Origin of the sequence: Natrarchaeobaculum sulfurireducens, assembly GCF_003430825.1 — an archaeon.
Taxonomy (GTDB): domain Archaea; phylum Halobacteriota; class Halobacteria; order Halobacteriales; family Natrialbaceae; genus Natrarchaeobaculum; species Natrarchaeobaculum sulfurireducens.
Genome location: NZ_CP024047.1, coordinates 2,024,860 through 2,043,971 on the forward strand (window position 1 = coordinate 2,024,860; position 19,112 = coordinate 2,043,971).

General features: G+C 63.4%; 21 protein-coding genes. 5 read left to right on the forward strand and 16 right to left on the reverse strand.

Annotated features, from left to right (window positions below; all coding sequences use genetic code 11):
* Positions 1-72: 72 nt before the first annotated feature.
* Positions 73-303, forward strand: coding sequence for a helix-turn-helix domain-containing protein (locus AArc1_RS11205; protein ID WP_117364450.1), 231 nt, complete (start codon positions 73-75; stop codon positions 301-303).
* A gap of 151 nt (positions 304-454) precedes the next feature.
* Here the strand turns inward: AArc1_RS11205 and glnA are convergent, their stop codons facing one another.
* Positions 455-1,810, reverse strand: coding sequence for a type I glutamate--ammonia ligase (gene glnA / locus AArc1_RS11210; protein WP_117364451.1), 1,356 nt, complete (start codon positions 1,808-1,810; stop codon positions 455-457).
* Positions 1,811-2,073: 263 nt separating this feature from the next.
* Positions 2,074-2,424, reverse strand: coding sequence for a hypothetical protein (locus tag AArc1_RS11215; protein WP_186336591.1), 351 nt, complete (start codon positions 2,422-2,424; stop codon positions 2,074-2,076).
* 223 nt (positions 2,425-2,647) lie between these two features.
* On the opposite strand from AArc1_RS11215, the gene AArc1_RS11220 reads away from it, so the two are divergent.
* A complete protein-coding gene (locus AArc1_RS11220; RefSeq protein WP_117364452.1) occupies positions 2,648-2,998 on the forward strand; it encodes a thioredoxin family protein in 351 nt (116 codons plus the stop codon).
* Positions 2,999-3,049: 51 nt separating this feature from the next.
* Here the strand turns inward: AArc1_RS11220 and AArc1_RS11225 are convergent, their stop codons facing one another.
* The 5 genes from AArc1_RS11225 to AArc1_RS11245 form a co-directional block, all read right to left on the reverse strand.
* Positions 3,050-3,310: a hypothetical protein gene (locus tag AArc1_RS11225; RefSeq protein ID WP_117364453.1), complete on the reverse strand. Its 261-nt coding sequence runs from the start codon at positions 3,308-3,310 to the stop codon at positions 3,050-3,052.
* Between the two features lie 99 nt (positions 3,311-3,409).
* The gene (locus tag AArc1_RS11230) at positions 3,410-3,946 is read right to left on the reverse strand and encodes a hypothetical protein (protein WP_117364454.1); all 537 of its coding nucleotides are present in this window, start codon (positions 3,944-3,946) and stop codon (positions 3,410-3,412) included.
* Positions 3,947-3,994: 48 nt separating this feature from the next.
* On the reverse strand, positions 3,995-4,564 hold the full coding sequence (locus AArc1_RS11235) for a SprT family zinc-dependent metalloprotease (protein ID WP_117364455.1): 570 nt from the start codon (positions 4,562-4,564) through the stop codon (positions 3,995-3,997).
* 38 nt (positions 4,565-4,602) lie between these two features.
* On the reverse strand, positions 4,603-5,508 hold the full coding sequence (locus AArc1_RS11240) for a DMT family transporter (RefSeq protein ID WP_117365873.1): 906 nt from the start codon (positions 5,506-5,508) through the stop codon (positions 4,603-4,605).
* A gap of 152 nt (positions 5,509-5,660) precedes the next feature.
* On the reverse strand, positions 5,661-7,574 hold the full coding sequence (locus AArc1_RS11245) for a NosD domain-containing protein (RefSeq protein ID WP_117364456.1): 1,914 nt from the start codon (positions 7,572-7,574) through the stop codon (positions 5,661-5,663).
* Positions 7,575-7,735: 161 nt separating this feature from the next.
* Here AArc1_RS11245 and AArc1_RS11250 point away from each other — a divergent pair, with 161 nt between their 5' ends.
* Entirely contained in the window at positions 7,736-8,347 is a 612-nt protein-coding gene (locus AArc1_RS11250) for a nitrous oxide reductase accessory protein NosL (protein ID WP_117365874.1), read from the forward strand.
* A 48-nt stretch (positions 8,348-8,395) separates the two neighbouring features.
* On the opposite strand, the gene AArc1_RS11255 is transcribed toward AArc1_RS11250, so the two are convergent.
* A complete protein-coding gene (locus tag AArc1_RS11255; RefSeq protein ID WP_117364457.1) occupies positions 8,396-9,250 on the reverse strand; it encodes a sulfite exporter TauE/SafE family protein in 855 nt (284 codons plus the stop codon).
* Positions 9,250-9,927 (reverse strand): SCO family protein, encoded by a 678-nt coding sequence (locus AArc1_RS11260; protein ID WP_117364458.1) that lies wholly within the window; start codon positions 9,925-9,927, stop codon positions 9,250-9,252. The genes AArc1_RS11255 and AArc1_RS11260 overlap by 1 nt, the downstream gene beginning before the upstream one ends.
* Before the next feature lie 144 nt (positions 9,928-10,071).
* On the opposite strand from AArc1_RS11260, the gene AArc1_RS11265 reads away from it, so the two are divergent.
* Positions 10,072-10,665, forward strand: a complete 594-nt coding sequence (locus tag AArc1_RS11265) for a nitrous oxide reductase accessory protein NosL (protein WP_117364459.1) — start codon at positions 10,072-10,074, stop codon at positions 10,663-10,665.
* Between the two features lie 196 nt (positions 10,666-10,861).
* On the opposite strand, the gene AArc1_RS11270 is transcribed toward AArc1_RS11265, so the two are convergent.
* From AArc1_RS11270 to lrpA1, 5 genes are all read right to left on the reverse strand, one after another.
* Positions 10,862-11,749: an ABC transporter permease gene (locus tag AArc1_RS11270; protein ID WP_117364460.1), complete on the reverse strand. Its 888-nt coding sequence runs from the start codon at positions 11,747-11,749 to the stop codon at positions 10,862-10,864.
* A 1-nt stretch (position 11,750) separates the two neighbouring features.
* Positions 11,751-12,500 (reverse strand): ABC transporter ATP-binding protein, encoded by a 750-nt coding sequence (locus tag AArc1_RS11275; protein ID WP_117364461.1) that lies wholly within the window; start codon positions 12,498-12,500, stop codon positions 11,751-11,753.
* The gene (locus AArc1_RS11280) at positions 12,497-14,299 is read right to left on the reverse strand and encodes a NosD domain-containing protein (protein WP_117365875.1); all 1,803 of its coding nucleotides are present in this window, start codon (positions 14,297-14,299) and stop codon (positions 12,497-12,499) included. Before AArc1_RS11280 ends, AArc1_RS11275 begins: the two co-directional genes overlap by 4 nt.
* Before the next feature lie 278 nt (positions 14,300-14,577).
* Positions 14,578-15,057 (reverse strand): SRPBCC family protein, encoded by a 480-nt coding sequence (locus tag AArc1_RS11285; protein WP_117364462.1) that lies wholly within the window; start codon positions 15,055-15,057, stop codon positions 14,578-14,580.
* Positions 15,058-15,190: 133 nt separating this feature from the next.
* On the reverse strand, positions 15,191-15,619 hold the full coding sequence (gene lrpA1 / locus AArc1_RS11290) for an HTH-type transcriptional regulator LrpA1 (protein ID WP_117364463.1): 429 nt from the start codon (positions 15,617-15,619) through the stop codon (positions 15,191-15,193).
* A gap of 151 nt (positions 15,620-15,770) precedes the next feature.
* Here lrpA1 and AArc1_RS11295 point away from each other — a divergent pair, with 151 nt between their 5' ends.
* Positions 15,771-16,082, forward strand: a complete 312-nt coding sequence (locus AArc1_RS11295; RefSeq protein ID WP_117364464.1) for a hypothetical protein — start codon at positions 15,771-15,773, stop codon at positions 16,080-16,082.
* A gap of 75 nt (positions 16,083-16,157) precedes the next feature.
* Here the strand turns inward: AArc1_RS11295 and AArc1_RS11300 are convergent, their stop codons facing one another.
* Together AArc1_RS11300 and AArc1_RS11305 are read right to left on the reverse strand one after the other, a co-directional pair.
* Positions 16,158-17,093, reverse strand: coding sequence for a thiamine pyrophosphate-dependent enzyme (locus AArc1_RS11300; RefSeq protein WP_117364465.1), 936 nt, complete (start codon positions 17,091-17,093; stop codon positions 16,158-16,160).
* A 2-nt stretch (positions 17,094-17,095) separates the two neighbouring features.
* Entirely contained in the window at positions 17,096-19,000 is a 1,905-nt protein-coding gene (locus AArc1_RS11305; RefSeq protein WP_117364466.1) for a 2-oxoacid:acceptor oxidoreductase subunit alpha, read from the reverse strand.
* Between the last annotated feature and the right edge of the window lie 112 nt (positions 19,001-19,112).

The following is a 19,112-nucleotide window of genomic DNA, read 5'->3' on the forward strand; positions in this document are numbered from 1 at the left end:
AGGGCCTACTGGTGCATATAACCCCAATCAGAGCGTCTCTTATATACCAGAACGTGGTCGAAGCAGGTGACAATGCACTCACAAGAGCCCCGCCTCACAGAACGGCTCGACCCCGTTCCGCAATCAATCGAATCGGCACAGGCGAAACTCGTTTTCCTCTATCTCGAGACAGCAGGCAGCACAACGGCCGACGAAATCGGAAGGACGCTTACGATGAAGAAAATCGACGTCCTGAGCGTTCTGCAATCGCTCTCGAGTGCTGGCTACGTCGAGAAAGACGACGGCGAATACTCGATCGCGTAATTCTTCGCTGACGGCGACGACCGTCCCGTCGAGCCGACGGTATCGATTCCTCGAGGGAGGCGTGTCGACACAGACGGACTCCTGTCCTCAGTTCTGCCCTGACCGCGAGCCGTCCTGTGGTCTGATCGTCAGCTCGATACACCAGACCGTATCAGAACGTCTCGAGGTAGCGGTCGAGTTCCCACTCGGAGACGTCGATGAGGTACTCGCCGAACTCCTGGCGTTTCGCTTCGACGAATTTGGGGGCGACGTGCTCGCCGAGTGCCTCGTAGATGGCTTCGTCTTCCTCGAGGGCGTCGACGGCCTCACCGAGGTTCGACGGTAGCGTGTCGATGCCGTACTCTTCGCGTTTGTCCTCGTCGAAGTCGTAGATGTTCTCGCGGATCGGGTCGGGCGCCTCGAGGCCCTGTTCGATACCGTCGAGACCGGCGTGGATCATGACGGCGAACGCGAGGTAGGGGTTACACGAAGGGTCGGGTGAGCGCAGTTCGATTCGCGAGGCCGCGGGGACGCGTGCGGCCGGTTTGCGCACGAGCGCCGAGCGGTTGCGGTCGGACCAGGCGACGTACACCGGTGCTTCGTAGCCTGGCACCAGGCGTTTGTAGCTGTTGACCGTCGGGTTCGCGACCGCCGTGATCGCCGGCGCGTGCTCGAGGATGCCAGCGAGGTAGGCGTGGGCCGTCTCGCTCAGGTTGAACTCGTCGTCGTCGTCGTGGAAGGCGTTCTCGCCGCCTTCTTCCATCAGCGACATGTGTGTGTGCATGCCCGAACCGTTGATTTTCGGGATCGGTTTGGGCATGAACGTCGCGTGGAGGTCGTGCTGGGCGGCGATGGCGCGAACGACGGTTCGGAACGTCCCGACGTTGTCGGCGGTCGTCAGCGCGTCGTCGTACTCGAAGTTGATCTCGTACTGCCCCTGGGCGACCTCGTGGTGGCTGGCTTCGATCTCGAAGCCCATGTCCTCGAGTCCGTAGATGATGTCTCGGCGAACGTCAGAGGCGAGGTCCTTGGGGGCGAGGTCGAAGTAGCCGCCGTGGTCTGCGGTCTCGGTCGTGGCGCGTCCGTCCTCGTCTTCTTCGAACATGAAGAACTCGGGTTCGGGCGCGAAGTTGACCTCATAGCCCATCTCGCTTGCGCGCTCGAGCGCCTGCTTGAGGACGTATCGCGGGTCGCCTTCGAACGGCTCGCCCGTCGACGTGTCGTAGACGTCACAGATCATCCGGGCGGCAGCGGACTCGTCGTCTTGTCTCCACGGGAGGATAGCGAACGTCTCGGGGTCCGGAACGAGGCGCATGTCCGACTCCTGAATGCGGACGAAGCCCTCGATCGAGGAGCCATCGAAATAGATCCCCTCCGTGAACGCTTTCTCGGCCTGGCGAGCCGGGACAGCGACGTTCTTGACCGTGCCGAGAATGTCGGTAAACTGCAGTCGAAGGAAGTCGACGCCTTTTGCTTCGATTTCGTCCAGTACGCTCTCTTCCGTGGAAGTCAGGTTTCCATCTGGCATCCTTTTCTCGATCTATTCGATGGTTCCGACTATTAAAGCTCTGCTGTTGTCGGCGAATGTACTCCGTCTAAAGTTAGAATAAAACGTTTGTAAGACAGTATCGCCAGTGACGCGGCATGAGTCGACTATCATGTGGATGTGTCGCGCATAGTTGGTCGGCCGTCCAAAATTTAAACAAAGTAACCGCTTAATATCACCTAATATCTGCAACAGGGTCAAAGACACAGACAGGTAATTGGTGATTGGAGTCGTCGGATGTGTGGTCACCGCGAGGAACGATCCTCCGCGTTACGGCGGTGGTCGAGGCCACGATCCGGTGGCCGAGGTGGCCACGTCGTCGTGAGGCCGGCGAAAGTTGCAGCGATGGAGGCCTGCCAGACGTCGACCGATTGCCGGACCAGCCGATACCAGACCGACGGCGCATCGCCACGGCGTGGCCGCTCGGTGATCGCCGTTGTGCAGTCCGGACAGACGTATGCGACCGTCTCACCTCGAGTCCGACGGATCCAGTCGCCGTCGGCCGTGCTGGCGTGGTCGCATTCGGGACAGAACAGCATCGATTTGCGGGGAACCACCGCTTCGGGGCCGGCGTCGGAGGTGGCGGATTGCGTCATCGACTCGGAGTAGGGTGCCAATGAATAAATCCTCTGCCCTGTCGGTCAGCTATCGTACACATTACTACCGTTATACCACTCGATTGTTTTCCATAGACACAGACATCGTGGACAATCCTACGGAACAAACGCTAGGTTAGTCGTTCGTCAGTAGGTGCAGAGACGGAGTGCAGTACGGACGATCGGGCGCTATCGGTTTCCCTTCGCGACCCGTAGTCGGGCTATGGGAAATCTCACGGCCAGACCGGTCCGACTCGAGGACGAAGCCGACCTCGACGCGTTCGTCGAGGGCAACGACGTTGCGCTCGTTGAACTCCACACGAGCGGCTGTCCGAAGTGTCAGGCGATGGAGCCCGTCCTGGGGAACGTCGCGCGGTCGACCGGGGTTCCAGTTGGGACGGCCAATCCAGCCGACGATCACGCGTTCGTCGACCGCTTCGTTACGTCCTCAGTACCGGCGCTGTTTCTCTATAAGGGCGGCGAGCAGATCGCTCGCGTCGCAGCGGGGTTCCTCGGTGGCGAGGAGGTCGTCGACTTCATCGCAGAACACGTCCCGGACGCGGTCGACGACTGATTTCGGCCATTGATCGAAGGGGTGGTGTCCCAACGCCAGCGTAGGGTCGGGTTACTCCTCGCTCGCCTCGAGTTCGGACGGGGCGACCTCGCCGTCGAGAACCTGCCTTCCCAGGTCGGTGATATCGTAGACGCCGGTCATCTGTTTGGTCAACAGCCCGTGTTTCGTCAGCTCTCGACATCGATGAGCGGCTTTCGGTGCGCGGCAGACGTCCTCCTGGTCGACGTGTTCGGGAGCGAACACGTGGGTTTCGCACATCACTTCGAGAATCTCCTCGTCGATCGGGTCCATCCACTCGGCGAGTTCGTCCATGGAAGTCGGTAGGCGCTCGTCGGGCAAAGGAAGACCGATCTCGTCGGCATCGACTCCCTCCGAAGCGGCGGACTGACGGCAAACCGGTTCGTGACGTCGCTAACGGGGGTCGTCGGGGAGGAGGTCGGTGTGGACGACGGCCCGGTACTGGTCTTCGGTCGCCTCCGCGAGACGTGTGAGCAACGCCGCGGCATCGGGAAACGACTCCGGAAGCTCGAACGGATCGTCGGCGTCGGCGTCGCGACGCCTACAGATCGTGACGAACGAGAGAAGACTCGAGTGTGCGCCCGGCAGGGCGTAGACGACGCCGAGGTCGTCGGCTACCTGCTCCCGCCAGGTCTCTACGATCGCTTCGGTCTCGACACGTGGCTGTCGGTTCCGGTCGACCAGTTCCTCGGCGTCGAGGTCGTGTTCCTCGAAAACGCTGTCGAGTACGTTCTGCAGATCGTCGCCGCCATCGAGGTATGACTCCTCGGCTTCGGCCTCGAGAAGTCGATCGAGCGCCTCGAGTTCGCCGCGACGGACGGCAACAGGGTAGACGAAGTCGTGTGTCGATTTCGGCAGTGTGTACGATTTCTCTTCGATGCCCTGTTCGCCGGGGGCCGTCCGCCCCAACATGAGATCGAGGATGCCCATACGTGAACCAGACAGGGTGAGTCGAATAAGTGTTCCGCGCTCGCCTCGTCACCACCGGTCGCCGAGTGCCGACTTCGCGCCGCCGTAGCCGCTCGCAGTGGTCCAGGTGCGGCCGCTGTCGACGTGTTCGACCGCGTAGGTGCCGCCACAGACGCCACAACGGTATCGCTCGGGGGACCTCACCGGAGCCGAAGCGCGATGTCGGTCGGCACGCCAGTCGCAGTCGGCCTCGAGACAGCACAGCACGTACCGGGGCTCGGTGAACGAGTGACAGTGACGCGGCGCCTCGAGTTCGGCGGCACGTTCGCGAAACCGGGGGCCGTGACCCGACTCGCCGAACTGCTGGAACTCCCAGGCGTGGACGAGTTCGTGACGGACGACGACGGCGAACGCCGACCAGTCGTACCGTTCGTAGGCGCGTCTGGTGAGAACGATCGTCGCCACCCCACGGTCTCCGTCCCACCGACAGGCACCCGCTCGGCGTTTCGCCCGCGTGGAGACTGCCCACTCGATCGATTCGAGGTCAATCTCGAGGTCGGACTCGTCGATCACCTCACGCGCGTGAATCCGGGCTCTGGCGAGGAGTTCGTCGTCGATCGTATACTCGCCGTCGCTCACGGGCGGCGAAATGGTCGGACAAGCTGAAGTTCTTCCGGTTACGACGGCGTCCCGCGACGCCGTTCGCGTTCGATGGTCGTCACGTAGATTCCCGCGAGGACGATCAGCCCGCCCGCAATGGTGATCGAATCGGGCACCTCCGCGAGTAAGGCCAGCGCGAGGATCGTCGACCCGACGGGTTCGCCCAGCCAGGCGACGCTAACGACGACCGACTCGAGGTGCTCTAACACCCAGTTGATCACGGTGTGACCGAAGACACCGGGGCCGACCGCCATCCCCAGAAAGAGCACCCACTCGCGGGCGGGATAGGCGACGAAATCGTGGCCCTGAACGCCGACGAGGACGAACAGCGTCGCCGCACAGGCGGTGTAGACGACGGTCACGTACGGGAACAGCGAGACGCGCTGGCGGATCGAGCGACCGGCGAGGACGTAGCCGGCAACCGTGATCGCCCCGAGTAAGGCCAGCGCGTTGCCGTACATCGTCGCATCGGAGATGGGGGCCTCGCCAGCGTCGCCGAGTGACATCGCGGCGGCCCCGACGATGGCGACGGCGATGCCGATGGCGGTCTCTTTCGAGACGCGCTCGCCGAGGACGAGGGCGGCACCCAGCGCGACGAAGATCGGCTGGGTCTGGACGAGGGTGACGCTCGCGGCAACGCTCGTGTGGTTCAGGCTCTCGAACCAGGCCGCAAAGTGGACTGCGAGTGCGACCCCGGCGACCACTGCGAAGCCGAGGTCACGCCGCGAGAGGCGGGCGAACTCCTCGCGGGAGGAGACGAATGCGATCGGTGCTACTATCGCCGTCGTGAACACCACACGATAGAGCGCAGCGACCGAACTGGGGGCGTGACTCCAGCGAACCAGGATCGCGCTCGTACTGGCTGCAAAGACGGCAAAGGCGAGCGCGGTGAGCGGCGTTACCTCGAGGTCGGCTCCCTTCACGTCGAGGCTCAACCCATCGAGACGTCAAACCGTTATCGAAAGCGGACAATTCCTCGCAGCCCATCCGACAGCGTCGGTCACAGGTGAGCCAGCGGCGTCCGGATCAGTCACAAGAAGACGTCGTCGAACCGGCGGGGTCAACCGCTGGTCGACTATCTAGCCGATTCGCTCGGCGGGTACGCGCTACAGTCGTCGGCTGTGGCCTCCCAGTCGGTCGTTTCGAGCAATTCGGGGTTGGCCGGCTCACAGTGCGGGTGGGTATCGACGATCTGGCCGTCTCGCATTCCCGAGACGGTTCCGTCGAGTCCCCCGAGGGCGTCGACGACTGGCGCTCGTGCCAGCGTCGGCGTCGCGTCGACGCGATGGACGCGCTGGTCGACGGGGTGAGTCGGGGTGAACGCTCGATCGAGGACGTCCCCGTCGGTGGAGCCGACGGCGCCGTCCCAGTAGTTGCCCGATCCGTCTTCGGTCCAGATCCGAAGGACACCGAGCCGTGCGTTGGCGTGGTTGTGGTTGTCGACGAAGTCGTTGTCGACGACCTGGCTCGTCGGGAGCAACTGATTCGCCTGAACGCCTTCGACGTTGCCAGCGATGACGTTCCCCTCGTACCGGGAGTTTTCCGCCCCGGTCGTCATCCCGACGTCGTTGTCGGTCAGCACGTTGTCTGCGACGTAAGAGTCACTCCCTGCGGTAAGCAGTCCCTCGGAAGCGCCCGTGACCTCGTTGCCGACGACGGCGTTGTGCTCCGGATCGGTCATGATGTCGATCCCCGAACTCGCCGCATCCGTGACGGTGTTGTCCGCGAGCACCACCCCGGACGTGTACATGAGGTGGATCCCGATCCGGTTGTTCTCGAGTTCGTTGTTCCGGTAGACGAGTCCGTTCGAGCGGTGCGTGTAAAGCCCGTCACGGCCGTCGACGAACCGAGAGTTTTCGACGACGTTGTCCTCGGTGCGCATCGTCAGCACGCCCATGTAGCCGTCGCTCCAGTGGTCGGCACCGTAGACGGTTACGTTTCTGACAACCGTTTCGGGAGTGTCTCGGAGTAACACTCCGTTCGACGGCGTCTCGATCGTCACGTTCTCGATCAGGGCGTTGCTCGTCCCGTTCACTTCGATCCCCGCATCGCCCGAGCCGTAGGCCATCTCGAGGGCGTCGTCGCTTTCGTCGTCCTCGTCGAAGAACGACTCACCGACGCCGGTGATCTCGAGGTCCGTGATCGCGGCGCGTTCGTCGTCGACGTAGACGACCGTTCCGGAGCCATCGCCCTCGATCGTCGCGGTCCCCTCGCCGGTGATCGTCACCGGCCGGTCGACGGTCACGTGTTCTTCGTAGGTGCCCTCGGGAACGACGATCGTCGAGTTCGCCGGGGCGATATCGACTGCCTCAGTGATCGAGTCTGCGTCCTCGCCGACGACGACCTCGACCAGACGCTCGTGAAGGGTTCGTGCATTCGCGACGTGCTCGTCCGCGAGTTCGTGTCTGTCGTCGACTTGCCCCTGGACGGCGGTCGCGTCGTCGACGTCGAAGTCGGTCTCGAGGACCGTCTCCCAGGTCGTCACGTCGCCGCCGTAGTCAGCGGCGAACGTCTCGGCATCCGCCCGGTCTGAAAACGCCATCACGGTTTCGCCAGCGGGCGTCCGAGCCTCGCTTCCGACCACGAAGGTGGCTGTCTCGGCGTCAGTCCAGCCGACGGTTCCCTCGGCGACTGGATACCCCGAGCCGGTCAGTTCGAACTCGACTTCGCTGTAATCGGAGACGTAGACGGCGAGCGGATAGCCGAATCGATCGTCGTGGCCCGGCTGCTGTGTGGCGTCGACGAACCGTTCGACACCGCGGTAGCCAACGACGTACTCGTACTGCGAGTAGAACACCTGCGCCTTCGGGATGTCGATGTCCCGGTCGTCGTACTCGGTCTCGAGGACGACCCCGGTGTCGACGGTGTCGTCGAAGTGGACGGGATCGGGTTCGGCGGTTCCGGGTTCGAACAGAAACAGCCCGAGTGCCCCGCCGACGACGACCACGGCGAGAAGCGCCACCCAGCCTCGCTGCGGAATACCGGCCATACCGTTCTCTGGGGAAGCAGACGGTTTAGCCGGTCTGGTTTACCCATCGAAGCGTCCGCCAGTGCCAGCGAACAGGGGCGACCGGCGTGTCGGTGAACGGAGCCGACCTGATCGAGAGTCGAACCACCGTCGTTTTACAGATCGCGTCCGTACGTCGACCGATGGTACAACGGGACCGATGCGTCGGCAGTCGTCGGCACGTCCTCACAGCAGTCGGGACTTCGCTCGCAGTCGGCCTCGCTGGCTGTGCCGGTGACGACGACGGTACTGGGGACGACACCGACGCCGGGAACGAGAACACGGCGAGCACCTCCGAGTTCCTCGTCGACCATCCCGTCGACGAACCCAAGGAGTTCGCCGATGCACACATGTGCGCAGTCTGTTCGATGGGCGTGACCAACTACGCCGATCGGATGGCCCAACTCGCCCACGAAGACGGCGACGGCGTGATGTTCTGCAGTCCGGGCTGTCTGTTCGCGTACGTCGCCGAGCCGGTCCACTTCGGCGGGTCCGACGCCGAGGTCGCCGGCGCGTGGGCGATCACGTTCGACACCGGCGAACTCGTCGACGCCGACGAGGCGTCGTTCGTCATCGACCGGGACGAAAATCGTGCCGACGCACCGATGCAACTCGACCCCCACGTCTACGAAGTCGAAGCCGACGCGCTGGCGTTCGTCGACGAGCACGACGACCTCGAGGAAGGCGACGTTATCGACTTTTCGGAAGTCGACGGCGACATCGCCCGGATCTATCGGCTCGAGCGACTCCCCTGAGCGAGTCGGCGATTCTGGAGCGTTATCCCGAAAATCGGGGATCGACCCTTAGAGCGGGTCGTAATACGGCAACGGCACGTGCGGCAGGTGGATACCGACCGTCATCAGGCCGTGTTGCAGCGGGATGTAGCCGAGGACGATGAACGCGAGCCCAAGCACACGGTGAAGTCGCTCCCTGTTCTCGAGGCTGAGCGACTGAAACAGCGTCCCGTAGAGGAACAGCGATGGAACCGTCCCGAGTCCCAACAGCCCGAGTGCCAGCGCGCCGCCGAGCGGGGAGCCCTGGACGAACGCGTAGAGGAACGCCGGATAGAGTAACGGACACGGGAGCAACCCGTGTGCCGCACCCAGGCCTGCGATGCGATAGTCGCCAACCCACGAATCGACGTTCCGGAGGAGCCGACGCTGGAGTCGACTGAGGACGCCTTCGATGACTGGGATACTGACGCCGCCGCCGACGAGCCCCCGTCCCGTCAGGTAGTGGATTCCCATCACGATGATCGCGATACCGACGGTGATGCCAGCGATAGCGTGGACGTCGGTCGCGACGGCTGTCACCGCCTGCGGCGAGATGAACACCAGCGAGCCAGCCAGTCCGAACACCGCTCCGATGAGGGCATAACTCACCGTTCGACCGAGGTTGAACAGCGCGTGCTGGCGCACCTCTCCGAGCGTGAGATCGCTTCGCGCTCTCGGTCCGTCCCGTTTCGCAGCCATTCGATCCGAGTAGGCCGTCACGAGCGGGCCACACATCCCGAGACAGTGCGCACCACCGAGTAAGCCGATCACCCCGAAGACGATCAGACTCACGGGCTCGATCGCCGTCGGATCGAGCGACGGGTCGTAACACTCGTGTGCCTCGAGGACGATTCCCGAAGCCGAAATCGAGTCAACGGTGGCCATCACCAGCGCTCGAGGAGGGTCTCGATGTCATCGGTGATCTTGTCGATGTCGGGGTCTTCACCGCGGTAGGCTCGTTCGACGTAGCCTGCGGGGTTGACGAGGTAGGTAACCGTGATGTGGAGGAAGTCGTAGTTGTCGCCCCCATCGAGTTCGTCACGCTCGTACGCGATCCCCATCGAGTTGTCGACGACCTCCCTCGCCTCGTCGTCGTCCTCGGGTCGGAGGTAGTGCCAGTTGCCGGCCTCGAGGTCGACGTGCACCATGTCGGCGTGATCTTCGAGACGCTCGGGAGTGTCACGTTCGGGGTCGAAGGTGATCGCGAGGAATCGGGTTCGGTCGTCGATTTCCTTGTCGATGGTGCGTGACTGCACCGCGGCCATGGCCGTCATCAGCGGGATACACTCGGCGGGGCACTCGGCGTAAAACGCCGTCGCGAGGAACGACTCTTCGTCGAAGTCGGCGACGTCGACGGTCGACTCGGTGAGCGGATCCGTCAACGCGAACTCCGGGAACGGTTCCCCGTAGGTCGGATACGAGGGGTCGCCGCCAACATCCTCGTCCGGCGCGTCCAGTACGACCTCGCCGTCGGGCTCCGACTCGAGAGCCCCAGTCAAACACCCGGCCAGCGCCGAGAGACCAGTCGTCACTCCAGCACCCAGTATATGCCGTCGGTTCATCATTCGACGCTAGCGAGTGCGAGAGCAAGTAGCGTCTGGTGCACTCATCTAGCGAACGGGGTCGATTCGGAGCCTATACACCGGTGGGCTTCGTTCGGGGGATGTACCACATTCGTCTTAACGGTGTTCCCGCTAGAGGGCAGTATGAACGACCATCGTTCTCGAGAGCGAGCACAGGACAGTCATCCAACGCGCCGAGTTTTCCTCGGCGGCGCGGTCGCCGTGAGCGTCGGCGCGCTCGCCGGCTGTATGGGTGACGACGACGGTCCCGATGCGATCTCGATTCCGAGCGAACAGGCGTGTGATCAGTGTTCGATGGAGATCGGGCGACACCCAGGTCCGAACGGACAGGCCCACTACGACGATGCTGAAGCGTTGTTCGACGAGGACCGACCGGCGATGTTCTGTGCGTCGACGTGTGCCTACGTCTGGACGTTCGAACGCGAAGACGAGGGTCACGATCCGACCGCCTTCTACCTGACCGACTACTCGAGCGTCGACTACTCGGTCGACGAGGACGCTGGCATCGTCGAGATCAGTAGCCACCTCGAGGAAGAGACCTTTGCCTCGGCGACGGATCTCGCACTCGTCGTCGACAGCGAGGTCGAAGGCGCGATGGGGCCGTCGATGATCGGCTTCAGCGACGCCGACGACGCCGAGGAGTTCCAGGCCGAGTGGGGCGGCGACGTCTACGACCACGATGACGTCACGCCGGATCTCGTGATGTCGATGATGTAAGTCGACGACGCGGTTTCTTCGACGCTTCGCGTCCATTCTCATGGCCACTCGTCGTCCGGATGGGCGGCCTCGAAAACGGCAGTATCCCTTCCTGTTGCATACTCGTATTTCTCAGGCGTGTGTGAGTGCCTAGAAGAGTCGATGAGACGGCACATCCGGAAATGTCGGTGAAAACAGGGACAGTGGACAGCCGTGATTAGCGGCCGACGCCCCAGACAGCGACCGCGAGCGAGCCGAGGCCCCAGACGGCCAGTCCGACCAGGCTCGCGATCGGCGAGGCGACCTGCGGGCCGGTGCCGCCGGCGACGACGACGGTCGTCTCGAGGACGAGCCCACGGTACGCACTCAGGGGACTTACGGCCAGTGCATTGAGCAGGTCGGTGTCGCCGATTACCCCCTCTGCGAGGCCGTAGACGAGCGCGAGGTCGAAGCCGACCAGCAACACGACGAGGGCGACGACCGAGAGGGCAAGTGCGCCGCGCGTGCCGCTGACGACCGAGGAGATGGCGATGGCGACGGCGAGGACGACGAGCGCGAACAGCAGCGTCAACACGACGAATCGGCCGAACAGGATCGGCGAGTCGGCGCCCTCGTGTGTGGCGTAGACGGCGACAGTCGTGTCACCGGTGAGCGCGATTGCGGCAGCGACGGCCGCGAGCGGGATCGCGACCACGACGGCGAGCCCGATCGCCCGGCCGGCGTAGACGCCGAGGACGATTTCTCGAGGTGAGATCGGATACGTCGCGAGGACGTCGAGTTCACCACGTTGCTCGTCGTCGAGGATCGCCCGGTAGCCAAAGGCGACGGCAACGATCGGGACGAGCAACTCGAGCGGCGTGAGCAAGTCGACGGTCGTCGGCAAGTAGCCCGCCTGGTAGCCGCCGCCGACCCAGGTGATCCCCAGGACGATCGCGGTGAGCGCCAGCCCGAGGATGAAGATGGTTCGCGTTCGCGCGACAGTGCGAAGTTCGCGGCCGACGATTGTCTGGAGGGTCTGTGCCGTCGTCGGCCCCTCGTGTGCGACAGACTCCGTCTGCTCGCCGGTGCCGACCGACGCTGACTCGCTGGCAGATTCGCCAGCCATCTTAGGAACTCACCCCCTGGACGCGGACGGTTCCGGCCTCGCCGGCAGTCGCCACCTCGTAGACGTCACGTAGCGAGTCGACGCTCAACCGATCACACAACGTCGCTGGGGTCCCCGTCTCGAGCACCTGCCCGTCCTCGATGACGACCACGTCGTCGGCGGTTCGCCCGACGAGTTCGAGGTCGTGTGAACTCAGGATGACGGCCGTGCCGTCGTCGGCGAGTTCGGTTGCGATCTCGAAGACGTGGCGTCGCATCCCTGGATCGAGTCCGCTGCCCGGCTCGTCGAGCACGATAACGGGCGGGTCACCGATCGTCGCCTGGGCGATACCGACGAGGCGCGTCATCCCGCCCGAAAGCGCCTCGACCGGCCGCTCCGTTGCATCCTCGAGTCCGACCAGCCGGAGCCGATCGAGCGCGTCGGCTTCGGTCTCGCCGACCAGCGACGAGTAAAACGTCAGCGTCTCGAGAACGGTAAATCCCGGCCGGAACGCCGGCTGCTGTGGCAGGTAGCCGATGTGACGGACCGTGTCGGCACCGTGAAAGTCGACGGTACCGCCGGTGGGCTCGAGCAGCCCGGCGAGGACGCGAAGGAGCGTCGTCTTTCCGGAGCCGTTCGGCCCGATCAGTGCGGTGACGCCGTCGCTTTCGATCGTCAGCGAGACCTCCTCCAGAACGGAGACGGTCCCGAAATCACGGTCGACTGTCGTTGCCTCCAGTATCGGGGTTCGCGTCGGTGAATGTTCGCTCATGTATCTGCAGTAGCCGTCGTTCGATCGCAAGACCACGCGTCATCGGCCCACGCCGTCTGCTCGAGGAGTTCGGGGTTGTGCGGCGCACAGCTCGGCTGGAGATCCGTGACGCTGCCCGTTCGCATCCCAGGGACCGACCCCTGGAACCCGAGGATCGCATCGAGCGCCGGCGCTCGCGAGAGCGTGGGTGCGCCGTCGGTCCGGTGGAGCCGCTGGTCGACCGGCGACGTCGGTGAGTACGCCCGGTCGACCGTTCCGTCGGCCTCGAGACTCATCGCGCCCTGCCAGTAGTTGCCCGAACCGCCGTGAGTCCAGATTCGAAGCGGTCCGGAACCGGCGTCGGCGTGGACGTCGTTGCCGACGAAGTCGTTGCGAACGACGCGGTTCGTCGGTAGCATCTCGCGTTCGTTCGCGCCGATTTCGTTCCCGGCCATGACGTTGTGTTCGACGAGCGAGTTCGTCGAGTCGATCTGTAAGCCGGTGCCACCGTCGACGAGGCGGTTGTTCGCGACGTATGCGCTGTCGCCGCTCGGGATCAGGCCGATTGCGGCGTCGCGGATCTCGTTGTCGACGATCGCGTTTCGCTCAGGTCCCGTCATGATGAAGATACCCGCACTGGTCTGTGACCGAATATCGTTGCCCGCGAGCAGCGCTTCGGAGGTGTGCATCAGGTGGATGCCGAGGCGGTTGTCCTCGAAGTGAGAGTCGCGGACGATCAATCCATGTGACCGGTGTGAGTAGATCGCGTCCCGACCATCGTACACTGTCGACTCTTCGACCACGCCGGGTGCGTGGAACAGAAGGATACCGGCCTGATCGTCCGTTGCCAGCTCAGGGCTGTAGACGGTCGCGTTCCTGATGACCGGCGCGTCGCTCCGGCGAACGATGATCCCGCTGGCCGAGGAGTGAACGGTCACGTCCTCGACGAGCACCTCGTCTGCCGTGTGCAGGCCGACACCGGCGTCGCCGCCGGCATAGTTCACCTCGAACGTCTGATCCCAGTCGTCCTCGTCGTCGTCGCCGGGCAGCGGTGCTTCGCCCTGTCGCTCCGATCCGGAGCCGGTGATCTCGAGGCCGATCAGCGCCGTTCGGTCTGCAGTGGCGGTGATCACGGTGCCGTTACCGTCGCCGCGGATCGTCACGTCCCCGTCGCCGCGGATCGTCAGGGGACGGTCGATCTCGAGCGTCTCGTTGTATTCGCCGTCGGGAACCTCGATCGTCGTGTTCGACGGCGCCTCGTCGATCACCTCCTGAATCGTGTCGGCGTCCTCGCCGACGACAGCCGAGACGGGCCGCTCGGGAAGGTCTTCACGATCTGCGACGTACTCGTCAGCGGTTCGGTGCTGGTCGCCGACTCGGTCACGGACGGCCGTCGCATCGTCTGACTCGAACGACTGCTCGAGTAAGTCAGTCCACGCGATGACCTCGCCGCCGTGGGCGTCGACGAACGCGTCGGCGTCGGCACGGTCGCCGAACGGGACGACAGTATCGCCGCTCGGAGTGCTGGCGTCACTTCCGTAGACGAACCAGGCGTCTTCGGCGTCGATCCAGCCCAGGTCGCCGTCTGCGCGCGGATACCCGTCATCGTCGAGGTCGACGTCCGCCCCCGCGTAGTCGGTAACGTACACCGAGAGTGGATAGCCGAACTGCTGTTGGTGACCAGCCGTCTCCCGTGCCTCGACGAACGTCTCGACGCCGTAGTAGCCGACGACGTACTGGTACTGTGAGTAAAACACCTGTGCTCTCGGCAGGTCGACGTCTTCGTGGAGTCCGATCTCGTCTTCCATCGCGAGCCCCATCGAAACGGTATCGTCGAACGGGGCAGGGTCGGCCGACGTATCGACGTCGACGACGAACAGCCCGATGGCTGCGGCCACCACGACTGCGGCGGCCGCTACCAGAAGAACACTCCTGACTCGACGCTGGGACACGCGCTGTGCTAAGTCCGGCCCACACGTATAGCGTTTGGTTTGCCCTTCGAACTGCCGCTACAGGCTCGAGAACGTCCGTTCTGTCGTCTTCGCGGTCGGTACCAGCCGTGGGGTAAGCCACCGTGAGAAACGACAACCGATCTGGCTCACTCGAGCTCGGTGCGCGTCCGACGATGGCGGTCGCGAAACATCGCTTCGAAGCCGACCCCAGAGAACGGCGTGCCGAGTCGTCCGATCGGGCCGAACGGGAGCGTATAGTCGACGCGGTCGCGGACGATCGTCTCGTCGCCGTCGGCGAAAAACGAGTGGGTGTGGACCCACCGGTCGAACGGCCCGTGAACCATCTCGTCCCGGAAGACGGCGGTACCGTCCTCGCGCTCACGTTCGACGATCACCGACGTCCAGTGTTGTCGCGGCCCGACGTCGAACGGCCTGATGGAGACGTCGAGTTCGGAACCGACCTCGAGAACGTCGGGGTCGGACTCGCCGTCGGGTCCGATGACCGACTCGACTCGGAGGCCCATCCAGTCGGCCGTCAGCGCCTCGAGCCCCGACGCCCGCGAGTGAAACTCCCAGACGTCTTCGAACGGGGCGCGAACGCGTGTCTGACGTTCGTACGTTGGCATGGATAGTGATACGACGAGCGCCCTGATATGTTCGCGGCCTCCGTGAGGAAAATCAGCCTGTGAATGTCGAGTGACACCGATGAACAGTGTGGTGACGAACGAACAGCCAGCAGGCGACGGGTCGATCGGCGAATTACTTCAGTCGTTCCTGCAAGAACGAAGGGTGGGCCGCAGTAACGCCGTCGATCTCGAGCAGTTCGTCTTTGATAATCTCACCGAGTGAGTCGCCGTCTTCGGCACGGACCTCCGCCATCAGCATGTGGTCGCCACTCGAGCTGTAGAGCGCTTCGACCTCGTCGAGTTCTTTGATCGCAGTCGTCGCCTCGACGTACCGTTCGCTCGCCACGTCGAAGCCGACCAGTGCGATCGTCTTACTCGAGAGCTTCTTCGGATCGATGTCCGCCGAATAGCCGACGATGACGCCCTCGTCCTCGAGTTTTCGGATATACTTTCTGACCGTAGGTTTCGAAACGTTTGCTCGCTCTGCGATCTCGGCGTAAGAGGCCTGTGCATCTTCCTCTAAGACATTGAGGATACGATCTTCCGTCGCCTGTGCGCTCATGTGAGTAGGTTTTGCTCCGACAGGAAAATATCTTTTGTATACGAAAACGTCGGATCACGTGAGAGACGATTCCCCTCGAAGGAGCAGATCCGCCCCGCTATGGGCGATATCGATCGGCGGATTTATTCGCCCGCCCCGCCGACACCCGCCGATGACCGACGCCAACGTCCTGCTCGGGCTGTTCTGGATCGTTCTGGGAGTCATTATTCTGGCCCCTGCGTTCCTGATCGCGTTTCGTGGCCGGGCTGATCTTCACGTTCACTACGACGAGGACGTCGATCCCGAATACGTCTCGCGGCGGGCCGGGACGACAGCGTTACTGATGGGGGTCGCAGTCGTCAGTTTTGGCGCTTATCAGGTGCTGTACGGGTTCTCTTATCTGTTGTTCGGCAGCCTCATGCTCGCGTTGCTCGTTTTGAGCCAGCTCACGAAACGGTTCGCCCAGGGCTGGGGCGCGAGCTAGGACCTCGAACACCTCTCGTCGCTACGGCGTCCAGTACAACGAAGGATAAAAATGGCCAGTGGCGATGCAGCCGGTTTACGTGTGTCGCTCGAGGAGGTCGTAGCTGCGCTCCCACTCGGCGTCGTCGTCGAAGTACCGCTCGGCGAGGGGGTCCTCGGGCAGTTCGCCGACCGCTTTCTTCTCCTGGGTGTAGGACGGACGATCCTCGTCGACGTAGTACCGGCCGGTGAGGACGGTCCCTTCGTTGAGAACGTCTTCGGTCTCGCGCATCATCTCAGCGGCTTCGGCACGGTCGGTGATGTCGAAGTCGTAGTCGTCGGACTCCTGGACGTCGATGTACGGGACGTACTGGCGAGCGTCCTTGTTCCAGGTCGGACACTGGGTGAGGAAGTCGACGTGGGCGAAGCCGTCGTGTTCGATGGCCTCTTTGATGATCTCTTTGGCCTGGTTCGGGTTGACCGCGGCCGTCCGAGCGATGTAGCTCGCACCCGAGGTCAGCGACAGCGACAGCGGTCGTAGCGGCGTCTTCGCGCTTCCCGAGGGCTGGGTCTTCGACTTGTGGCCCTTGGGGCTGGTGGGCGAGGTCTGCCCTTTCGTCAGCCCGAAGATCTCGTTGTTGAACACGATGTAGGTCATATCGTGGTTCTCACGGGCCGAGTGGATGAAGTGGTTCCCACCGATCCCGTAGCCGTCACCGTCGCCGCCTGCGGCGATGACCTCGAGTTCGGGGTTTGCCAGTTTCGCTGCGCGAGCGACGGGCAGCGACCGGCCGTGGATGGTGTGGAAGCCGTACGTGTCGAGATAGCTGTTCAGCTTGCCGGAACAGCCGATCCCGGTAACGGTCAGGACTTCCTCGGGCGTCTTGCCGACTTCCGGCAGGGCCTGTTTCAGCGACTTCAGGACACCGAAGTCCCCACAGCCCGGACACCAGGTCGGCTGCGGTTCGACACCGGGGGTAAACTCGTCGCGGTCGATCTCTCGTTCCTCTCCGATGGCGTTGAATGCACTCATGATCAATCACCTGCAGCAGGCTCGATTCGTACCTGTGCGGTTGGTTCGCGGTCTTCGTCGGCGACGTTGACCTCGTAGCCCTCGACGATCTCCGCCGGCTCGAACGGGTTACCGTTGAACTTGAGTAGGCTGGTCAGCTTCTCGCCGTACTGGCCGAGTTCCTTCTGGAGCACGCCGCGGAACTGGCCGGTCGCGTTCATCTCGACGACCATCGCCTCCTCGACGCCCGCTAAGAACTCCGTTAGCTCTTCTTCGGGGAACGGCATCATATCAGAGACGCTGACGCCCCTGACCGAGTGGCCGTCGTCGTTCAGGCGCTCGATGGCCTCTTCGACGGCACCCTGGGACGAGCCCCAGGTGATGATCCCGTAGTCGGCGTCTTCGTCGCCGAAGTAGGTCTGGTTCGACTCGCGTTCTTCGTCGAGTTCGGTACGGATGGCCTCGAGCTTCTCGAGGCGCCGTTCCATCTGGAAGACGCGGTTGTCGGGGTCCTCTTCGATGTGGCCGACCGGGCTGTGTTCGTTCCCGGTCGCGAGGTAGCGTCCGCCTTTCTGGCCGGGGAGCGACCGCGGAGCGACCCCATCTTCAGCGTTCTCGTAGTCGAAGCGCTTGAACTTGCCAGAGGCGTCGTGGGCGGCCTCTTTCAGTTCGTCCTCGGTGAGCGTCGAGCCGAGATCCGGCGCTGGCTCGCGGTCGAAGAAGTCGACGTCGACGTTCATGTTCTCACCCGAGAGCTTCTGGTCGTAGATGAGAATCGTCGGGATCTGGTAGTCCCAGGCGATCTCGAATGCGAGTCGGGTCTGCTCGTACGCCTCCTGGATGTTTCCGGGCGCGAAGACGACGCGCTGGGAGTCGCCCTGGCTCGTATAGAGGACGAACTCGAGGTCGGACTGTTCGGGCTTCGTCGGCATCCCGGTCGAGGGGCCAGCGCGCATCGATTCGACGAGCACGATCGGCGTCTCGGTCATCTCGGCGAGGCCGAGCGGTTCGCTCATCAGCGCAAAGCCACCGCCCGAAGAGCCGGACATGGCCTTGACGCCAGCGTGGCTCGCACCGACTGCGAGTGCGGCCGCGGCGACCTCGTCTTCGACCTGCTCGGAGATGCCGCCCATGTCGGGGAAGTTCTGGCTGAGGATGGTGAACACGTCCGTCCACGGCGTCATCGGGTAGCCAGCGATGAACCGACAACCGGCGTCGATCGCGCCGTAGGCGATCGCGTTCGAGCCAGAGAGCAGCGCCTGCTCGGTCTCGTGTTCTCCCGTCGGGGCACGGAGTTCGTGATCGAACTCGTACTCGTCACGGGTCGTCTCGTAGGCCTCGTGGAGAATGTCGATATTCGCCTCGAGGACGTCACCGGACATGGCGTCTTCCATCAGGTCCTCGATGTGCTCGAGTTCCATGTCGAGCAGCGCCGCGGTGACGCCGACGCCGGCGGTGTTGCGCATGACTTCGCGGCCGTGTTCCTTGGCGAGGCCGCGGAGATCCATCGGGTAGACGTGCCAGTTGTTCTCCTCGGCACGTTCCTCGAGGTTGATCGCCTCGACGTCCTCGTCGCTGACGAGACCCGCGTCGTAGACGATGATGCCACCCTCGCGCAGTTCGTCTAGGTTCTCCGAGAGCGGCTTGATCTCTTCGTTGCCGTAGTAGGCCTCTTCCTGCGGGTTCCGGGCGAACGAGTCACCCAGCGAGAGCAGGAAGTTGTAGCCGTCTCCCCGTGACTGTACATCCCGGTCTGCGGCTCGGATCTCGACGTAGGTGTGGCCACCACGGATCCGCGATGGATAGTGGCGGTGTGTGAACACGTCGAGCCCCGAGCGCATCAGCGCTTTCGCGAAGTTCTGGCTCGTCGAGTCGATCCCGTCTCCGGAACCGCCTGCGATTCGCCAGATAAGTTCGTCATCGCTCATAGGTAAATCAGTGGCCGGTGGCCAACGGTAGCCGAAAGTTGGACCACTGGACCTAAAGCCTTTGCTATACATTGGCATGCATCTATCGTGAAGAATGAACAACCATCCAATT

Excerpts from the sequence above, each read along its gene's own strand:
- AArc1_RS11205 (WP_117364450.1), top strand. The coding sequence starts at position 73 with ATGCACTCACAAGAGCCCCGCCTCACAGAACGGCTCGACCCCGTTCCG.
- glnA (WP_117364451.1), bottom strand. The coding sequence starts at position 1,810 with ATGCCAGATGGAAACCTGACTTCCACGGAAGAGAGCGTACTGGACGAA.
- AArc1_RS11215 (WP_186336591.1), bottom strand. The coding sequence starts at position 2,424 with ATGACGCAATCCGCCACCTCCGACGCCGGCCCCGAAGCGGTGGTTCCC.
- AArc1_RS11220 (WP_117364452.1), top strand. The coding sequence starts at position 2,648 with ATGGGAAATCTCACGGCCAGACCGGTCCGACTCGAGGACGAAGCCGAC.
- AArc1_RS11225 (WP_117364453.1), bottom strand. The coding sequence starts at position 3,310 with ATGGACGAACTCGCCGAGTGGATGGACCCGATCGACGAGGAGATTCTC.
- AArc1_RS11230 (WP_117364454.1), bottom strand. The coding sequence starts at position 3,946 with ATGGGCATCCTCGATCTCATGTTGGGGCGGACGGCCCCCGGCGAACAG.
- AArc1_RS11245 (WP_117364456.1), bottom strand. The coding sequence starts at position 7,574 with ATGGCCGGTATTCCGCAGCGAGGCTGGGTGGCGCTTCTCGCCGTGGTC.
- AArc1_RS11250 (WP_117365874.1), top strand. The coding sequence starts at position 7,736 with ATGGTACAACGGGACCGATGCGTCGGCAGTCGTCGGCACGTCCTCACA.
- AArc1_RS11255 (WP_117364457.1), bottom strand. The coding sequence starts at position 9,250 with ATGGCCACCGTTGACTCGATTTCGGCTTCGGGAATCGTCCTCGAGGCA.
- AArc1_RS11260 (WP_117364458.1), bottom strand. The coding sequence starts at position 9,927 with ATGAACCGACGGCATATACTGGGTGCTGGAGTGACGACTGGTCTCTCG.
- AArc1_RS11265 (WP_117364459.1), top strand. The coding sequence starts at position 10,072 with ATGAACGACCATCGTTCTCGAGAGCGAGCACAGGACAGTCATCCAACG.
- AArc1_RS11270 (WP_117364460.1), bottom strand. The coding sequence starts at position 11,749 with ATGGCTGGCGAATCTGCCAGCGAGTCAGCGTCGGTCGGCACCGGCGAG.
- AArc1_RS11275 (WP_117364461.1), bottom strand. The coding sequence starts at position 12,500 with ATGAGCGAACATTCACCGACGCGAACCCCGATACTGGAGGCAACGACA.
- AArc1_RS11280 (WP_117365875.1), bottom strand. The coding sequence starts at position 14,299 with ATGGGGCTCGCGATGGAAGACGAGATCGGACTCCACGAAGACGTCGAC.
- AArc1_RS11285 (WP_117364462.1), bottom strand. The coding sequence starts at position 15,057 with ATGCCAACGTACGAACGTCAGACACGCGTTCGCGCCCCGTTCGAAGAC.
- lrpA1 (WP_117364463.1), bottom strand. The coding sequence starts at position 15,619 with ATGAGCGCACAGGCGACGGAAGATCGTATCCTCAATGTCTTAGAGGAA.
- AArc1_RS11295 (WP_117364464.1), top strand. The coding sequence starts at position 15,771 with ATGACCGACGCCAACGTCCTGCTCGGGCTGTTCTGGATCGTTCTGGGA.
- AArc1_RS11300 (WP_117364465.1), bottom strand. The coding sequence starts at position 17,093 with ATGAGTGCATTCAACGCCATCGGAGAGGAACGAGAGATCGACCGCGAC.
- AArc1_RS11305 (WP_117364466.1), bottom strand. The coding sequence starts at position 19,000 with ATGAGCGATGACGAACTTATCTGGCGAATCGCAGGCGGTTCCGGAGAC.